This is a genomic window from Mycobacterium sp. NGS11 (genome assembly GCF_059813315.1).
In genome coordinates this window covers 1-5,821 of sequence record NZ_JCALEJ010000054.1, presented here as the reverse complement: position 1 = coordinate 5,821, position 5,821 = coordinate 1, and the positions used below count along the sequence as shown (strand labels likewise).

Sequence of the window (5,821 nt, the reverse complement as noted above, 5' to 3'; positions counted from 1 at the left end):
CCCGGTGTTCCACGGATTGCGGGCCGGCCCCCAATAGTCGGGTTCCGTCACGCCCTTGGCCCCGAACTCCGGGGTGTTGGTCTTGCCGAAGATCACCAGGCCCGCGTCCAGGAACCGCTGGGTGACAAGGGCATGCCGGTCGGCCACGTCATGGGCCAGCGAGCGCGAGCCGCACGAGGTCGCAAAGCCGCGGTATTCCTGACCGAGGTCTTTGAGCAGAAACGGCACACCGGCGAACGGTCCGCTCAGGTTGAGGTCGGCGGCCTGCCGGTCGGCCACGTCGTCGAGGCGGCAGACGATGGCGTTCAGCCGCGGATTCACCTCGTCCGCTCGCTGCCGCGCCAACGCGAGGAGCTCGGCCGGGGTGACCTGCTTGCGCGAGACCAGGTCGGCCAGCGCGGTCGCATCCAACGACATGTACTCGTCAAGGTGCACGAGTGCTCCTTCGCTTCGGTGGGCTTACGTAGCGCGGGCATCACCCTCTGCGCGATCAACGCCGCTGCACGCTGTCGACGTTAAGCCAACGCGAGCTTTGCGTGGGGGGCGCCTTAGTATCACCTGATGCCCGCGGCAGCTGAACCGTTCACGATCCAGGGCCCCGGCGGGGTGCAGATCGTCGCTGACCGCTTGGGGGATCAGCAGGCGCGCGCGGTGGTGTTCTTGCACGGCGGCGGACAGACCCGCCGGTCCTGGGGGAAGGCGGCCGCTGCCGTGGCGGCACAGGGGTGGCAGGCCGTCACCGTCGACCTGCGTGGCCACGGCGAATCGGACTGGTCCGACGACGGCGACTACCGCGTCGTCAGTTTCGCCGCCGACGTCCAAGAAGTGCTGCGCACGCTGCCCCCGCGGCCGGTGCTGGTCGGTGCATCCTTGGGAGGGTTCACATCAATGCTCCTCGCCGGGGAGCTGTGCCCGGGCATCGCCAGCGCGGTCGTGTTGGTGGACATCGTGCCGAACATGGACCAGTCCGGCGCGAACCGGATACATGCCTTCATGGCCGACCGCGTGGAGTCGGGCTTCAGCTCACTCGACGAGGTCGCCGACGCCATCGCCGAATACAACCCGCACCGGCCGCGACCAACCGATCTGGAAGGCCTGACCACCAATCTGCGTCGCCGCGGCGATCGCTGGTACTGGCATTGGGACCCTCAATTCATCAGCGGCACTGCGGCTTTCCCGCCTTTCGAGGTGACCGACCCGGACCGGATGCACGCCGCCGTCGGCGCTATCCTGCGCGGAGGGGTGCCCATGCTGCTGGTCCGCGGCCAGATGAGCGACCTGGTCAGCCAGGAGCGCGCCGACGAATTCCTCGCGCGTTTCCCGCAGGTCGAATTCACCGATGTTCGCGGCGCGGGACACATGGTGGCGGGCGACCGCAACGACGTCTTTGCCGGTGCTGTGCTGGACTTCCTTGCCCGGCACGTCGATGCCGGATGAACCGCATGCGTGGAAAAAGTTGGCCGCCAACTCATTTCAGGTCGGCAGCCCTGCTACTATCTGGCGGGCGCAAGGGAGAAAGGGACGGCGTGACCATACGGTGGTTGCGGGGGCCGGTACTCTTAGGGGCTGTGATGGTGATCGCGACAGCGGTGGCGAAAACCGCTCCCGCAGCGCCGCCCCCGGCTCTGCCGTCGCCGCCCCCCGCGCCGGGCATCGGAGTCGATCATGAATCCGGCAGGTGCACAGCCGGATTCGCGGCGCAGGGATCCGACGGCAGTTACTATCTGATGACGAGCGGGCACTGCGACTCACACGACGGCACGGAATGGACGTACGGTAACGACGCTCCGCTGGGCAGGATCTCCGCCAGCGAGCACGACGGCGACAAGCGAGACGCCGCGATCATCCGTCTGGAGCCGAGCGTCGGGATGCCGATAGGCGACGTCGGCGGCAGGTATCAGGTCCGGGATGTGTTGAGCCGCCAGCAGATTCAGGCCGGCATGCCGTTCTGCAAGATCGGCGCGGTGACCGGCGAGACGTGCGGTGCCGTCAAAAGCATCAACGGTGACGTCGTCGAGGCCAGCGTGTTCAGCCTGGACGGCGACAGCGGCAGTCCAGGCTTCGTGATGAACCCGGACGGCACCGTCAGCGCGGTCGGTCTGTTGATGTCATCGCCCGACGGCGACGACTACACGACGTACTTCATGCTCATCAATCCGCTGCTGGGCAAGTGGGGACTTCGGGTGCTTCCGTGAGTGGCGCTCGCCGCGGTGAGCGGGGATCCGTTCGCACCTGAAAGCCGTTTACTGCGGGTGGGCGGCCACGTAATCGGCGGCCGGGATCGGCGACGATGCGTCGTAACCGATGGGGAGCAACACATCGCCCGCCGTCGTCAGACAGTAGACGTCCCACCGGTAGTACGTGGCGAACGTCGCGGGGTCGGCGGCGATCAGCGCCGCGTAATCGTCGACCGCGCGCACATATTGGTTGGCGTGGTTGTACCCGTAAATGGCGTGATCGCGATCCGTGGCGAACCCGTTGGCCGCCAGGTAACGGCCCGCCGCCAGGATGCTGTCGTGGGGCGAGTGGATGTCGCCACCCTGGCCGTAGCCGGCGAACGTCGAGGGCAGGAACTGCATGGGTCCCTGCGCGCCGGCGGTGCTCGCGCCAACGATGCTGCCGAAGCGCGACTCGACGAAGTTGATCGCGGCCAGGTAATTCCAGCTGACCCCCGATTCGGACTCCGCCTGGCGGTAGTAGTTCATCAGCTCGTCGGCCGGCGCCGGCGGCGTGATGCGCCACGCCGGCAGCGTTTCTCGCACCGGGGTCAGCGCGGTGAGCTGGCGGCGGGCGTCGACGTTGCGGTCGTAGACATCAGCCAGCTCCGGTGGGATACGCGGGCGCGTGGTGGCGTCCCACTCGGGGTGGCGCCCGATGGCGCGGTAGGCCGCCTGCTCGCGATGCGCCGCCGCCGTCAGCGCCGGGTCCAGTGTCCCTGGATCGCGCAGCGCGCGCTCGTCGGCCACCAGGTCGTCGGCCAACTGCGTGGGGTCCGACGCCAGGCGAGGCTGCGCGCCCGGCGTGCCTGAGTCGGCGGGCACCATCCGTGTCGTCAGCGCCGGAGGCGCGGGGACGTGCGCGGCCGTGGTCGGTCCGGTCGCGGAGTCGGGATGCGGCGCCGAACAACCGGCGAGCGCGAACACGATCGCCCCAACGACAAGTGACGCGGTGCGCCAGTCACGACTCGCGGTGATGCGTGCGTCCAATGCCTCGAATCCCACCGTTCCGTAGTTGGGTTACCGCGAGTCTGTCGCATCCGAGCATCGGACATCAATGCGGCGGCGGTCTTTTGTTCGCAGGGAGTTGTCACAATTGCGCGGCACTCTCAAACTGATTGGTATGCGCGACCGCGAGAAGATCGACTCGGAATTGCGGCTCATCGCGCTGCGGCGCCAAGCGATCCGCGAGCAGGGTGGTAGGCCATCGTCCGTAGAGGCCGACGAACTGCTCGACGAAATCCTGGCCCACGGCGCCGGCACGTCTGAGCTCGATCCGTTTGCAGTCTGGGAGACCGAGGTCGTCGCCGCCGCACGGTCGCGCGGCAGCAGAATCCGCGCCATCGCGTCGCGGCGACAAAAGGTTGCCGCGCTGCGCCGCTTCGGCCTTTTCGCCGCGCTGCCGCTGTCTCTGGTGGCCGTCGTCGCCGCCGTGCTGGTGATGTTCGCACTCCACCGCCAGGATTCGTCCGCGCAGCCGGAGGACCCCCCGCCGTCGGCCGCGCCCTTCACACCTGCCGCGCCCCCGACGCCGGCCGCGCCCTTCACGCCGGCCGCGCCGAAGCCGTCGGCTCCCGCGATCAGCGCTATTGACGCGGCGTTCGTCTCCGTGCTGAAGCAGGAAGGCGTGCCAGTTCCCAGCCAGGATTACGTGCTGGCGCAAGGGCATGCGGTGTGCGATTTCCTGGCGCACCAACCGAACTTCGCGGACGCCGTCGGGTTCGTGCAGCGCACATCCGTATGGAATGCCGATCAGAGCACCGCCGTAACCGCGGGTGCCATTGCTTCCTATTGCCCCCAGTCCCGACCTACGACCCCTGACCAGATCTCGCCGGCCTATCAGAACACGCTGTCTGATCTGCAGGCCATTGAGCAGAAGCTGCAAGGCATTCAAGGGAATCTCAAAGACATTCAAGATGGTCTGCCGGGCATACCGGGCCGACCGTGACCGGCGCCGTCGGCAGGCCGTCCGAAAAATGCGTGTGGAAATAGTGACCTGTAGTTATTGTTTTCGCTATCATGGGTTAGTAGCCTCACAGCGGAGGAGGCCCTCATGCGTTACATCACCTCGATCGATCCCGTTGACCACCAGCGCACGAGTCGCCCGCTGGTGGGACAAGCGCTGAAAAGTCCGGCCAAAGAGCCCGCGTTGCTTTTGATGGCGGTCGGACTGGTGGCGTACGGGCTCTGCCTTGCGTGCTTGGCGCACTGCCAATACGGGAACGCGCTCATCGCCGCCGTCATTTCGTTGCTGGCTCTGGCGACGGGCGGGGCCTGGTTATGGGTGGAAGCACGGCGAGTCCGGAAACTTGACAGCGACTGGAACAGCAAAGAACACGAAAACCTGGCGGGCTGATCGAATTCACCGCCGCATTCGAAGCCGCACCTGGTTTTATGGTTCAAGTAAAAGTTTGAGCTGTTCGCCATAAAGGCTGAGCGATTCGACAGTCAACATATTCTCATGTGCGCAATCGACCGCATACTCGGTGATGTCGCCGACGACGTAAGGGCGCCAGCTCTGTGTGAATGACGCACTGCGCTCGCTATCACCCGGCGCAGCGACGAATATGGTCATGTCACCGCCATAAATTCGGGGTTCGTGGGCCCGCTGCAGCTTTACGTTGCCATTGAGATTTTGAATGAGCCAATCGACAAGCCGCTTGAGCCGCGGAAACTCCGTGATTCCTCGCTGAACCATTATTTCTTCTAGGCGCTCATAGGTGAGCGGCTCATCCTCCTCGGAAAGGTCTATGCCGTAGAAACGCAAGACTTCTTCCAAAGTCTCTTTGTCCTCTAGGGGGTGGCTGGGTAGTGTCGCGCTGTCGTCGAGACGGACTTGAGCGTCGAAAAGGATGAGGCGTCCGATTGCGCATCCGCGTTGCTGCAGCTCGATGGCGATTTCATGCGCGACGACGCCGCCGAAAGACCAGCCCAGAAGATTGTAGGGTCCGCTGGGGCTAATCCTTTGAATTCTGTCGGCGTAGTTCTTCGCCATCTCCTGAATTGTCCGAGGTTCAGCTTCTTCGGCCTCTAAGAGTTGCTGAATTCCAACGATCGGGCATTCCAGGTACTGACCAAGACGCTGATACGGCCAACTCATTCCGCCCCCGGGATGGATGCAGAACAGCGGAACACCCGTACCCTCCTTGAGGATCTCGACAGGCACAACTTCGGGCTCGCTGGTCTGCCTGCCCACCTGCAGGCTCAAGCGCCTCACGGATGGCGCGTGGAACAGGGTGCGCACCGCAAGGTCGGTATCGAGCGCTTCGTTGATCGCGGCGATGACTCGCATCGCCGAGATGCTGTCGCCGCCGAGCTCGAAGAATGAGTCATCGACCCCGACTCGTTCGAGGCCGAGGATGTCGGCGTAGATGCCGGCCAGGATTTCCTCGGTGGCCGTGGAGGGGGCGCGGTAACGCTCGGTGTCGGTGTAGTCGGGGGCGGGCAGGGCGCGGGTGTCGAGCTTGCCGTTGGCGGTCAACGGGAGAGCGTCGATGGCGATGATGGCGGCCGGGATCATGTAGGCGGGCAGGTGTTCGGCCAGCGCGCTGCGCAGGGTCGCGGGGTCGGCGTGCCCGGTGATGTAGCCGATCAGGCGTTTGGCC

Annotated in this window: 7 protein-coding genes; 4 read left to right on the top strand and 3 right to left on the bottom strand. The window is 65.4% G+C overall.

Going from position 1 to position 5,821, the window contains the following annotated elements; translation table 11 throughout:
* A partial coding sequence (locus AC5Y4T_RS25975; RefSeq protein WP_499956125.1) for an amidase family protein occupies positions 1-435 on the bottom strand: 435 nt, incomplete at its 3' end.
* A 126-nt stretch (positions 436-561) separates the two neighbouring features.
* On the opposite strand from AC5Y4T_RS25975, the gene AC5Y4T_RS25970 reads away from it, so the two are divergent.
* Both AC5Y4T_RS25970 and AC5Y4T_RS25965 read left to right on the top strand, forming a co-directional pair.
* Positions 562-1,437, top strand: a complete 876-nt coding sequence (locus AC5Y4T_RS25970) for an alpha/beta fold hydrolase (RefSeq protein ID WP_499916822.1) — start codon at positions 562-564, stop codon at positions 1,435-1,437.
* Positions 1,438-1,526: 89 nt separating this feature from the next.
* Positions 1,527-2,195: a S1 family peptidase gene (locus tag AC5Y4T_RS25965; RefSeq protein ID WP_499916821.1), complete on the top strand. Its 669-nt coding sequence runs from the start codon at positions 1,527-1,529 to the stop codon at positions 2,193-2,195.
* A gap of 48 nt (positions 2,196-2,243) precedes the next feature.
* Here the strand turns inward: AC5Y4T_RS25965 and AC5Y4T_RS25960 are convergent, their stop codons facing one another.
* The gene (locus tag AC5Y4T_RS25960) at positions 2,244-3,044 is read right to left on the bottom strand and encodes a lytic transglycosylase domain-containing protein (protein WP_499917625.1); all 801 of its coding nucleotides are present in this window, start codon (positions 3,042-3,044) and stop codon (positions 2,244-2,246) included.
* A 295-nt stretch (positions 3,045-3,339) separates the two neighbouring features.
* Here AC5Y4T_RS25960 and AC5Y4T_RS25955 point away from each other — a divergent pair, with 295 nt between their 5' ends.
* Both AC5Y4T_RS25955 and AC5Y4T_RS25950 read left to right on the top strand, forming a co-directional pair.
* Positions 3,340-4,164, top strand: a complete 825-nt coding sequence (locus AC5Y4T_RS25955; RefSeq protein ID WP_499956123.1) for a DUF732 domain-containing protein — start codon at positions 3,340-3,342, stop codon at positions 4,162-4,164.
* Positions 4,165-4,269: 105 nt separating this feature from the next.
* Entirely contained in the window at positions 4,270-4,572 is a 303-nt protein-coding gene (locus tag AC5Y4T_RS25950; protein WP_499916817.1) for a protein UsfY, read from the top strand.
* A 36-nt stretch (positions 4,573-4,608) separates the two neighbouring features.
* Here AC5Y4T_RS25950 and AC5Y4T_RS25945 read toward each other — a convergent pair.
* Positions 4,609-5,821: thioesterase domain-containing protein (locus AC5Y4T_RS25945; protein ID WP_499956121.1), on the bottom strand; the 1,213-nt coding region annotated here is incomplete at its 5' end.

Bases quoted from the DNA above. Each gene is read 5' to 3' on its own strand.
- AC5Y4T_RS25970 (WP_499916822.1), top strand. From the start codon at position 562: ATGCCCGCGGCAGCTGAACCGTTCACGATCCAGGGCCCCGGCGGGGTG.
- AC5Y4T_RS25960 (WP_499917625.1), bottom strand. From the start codon at position 3,044: ATGGTGCCCGCCGACTCAGGCACGCCGGGCGCGCAGCCTCGCCTGGCG.
- AC5Y4T_RS25955 (WP_499956123.1), top strand. From the start codon at position 3,340: ATGCGCGACCGCGAGAAGATCGACTCGGAATTGCGGCTCATCGCGCTG.
- AC5Y4T_RS25950 (WP_499916817.1), top strand. From the start codon at position 4,270: ATGCGTTACATCACCTCGATCGATCCCGTTGACCACCAGCGCACGAGT.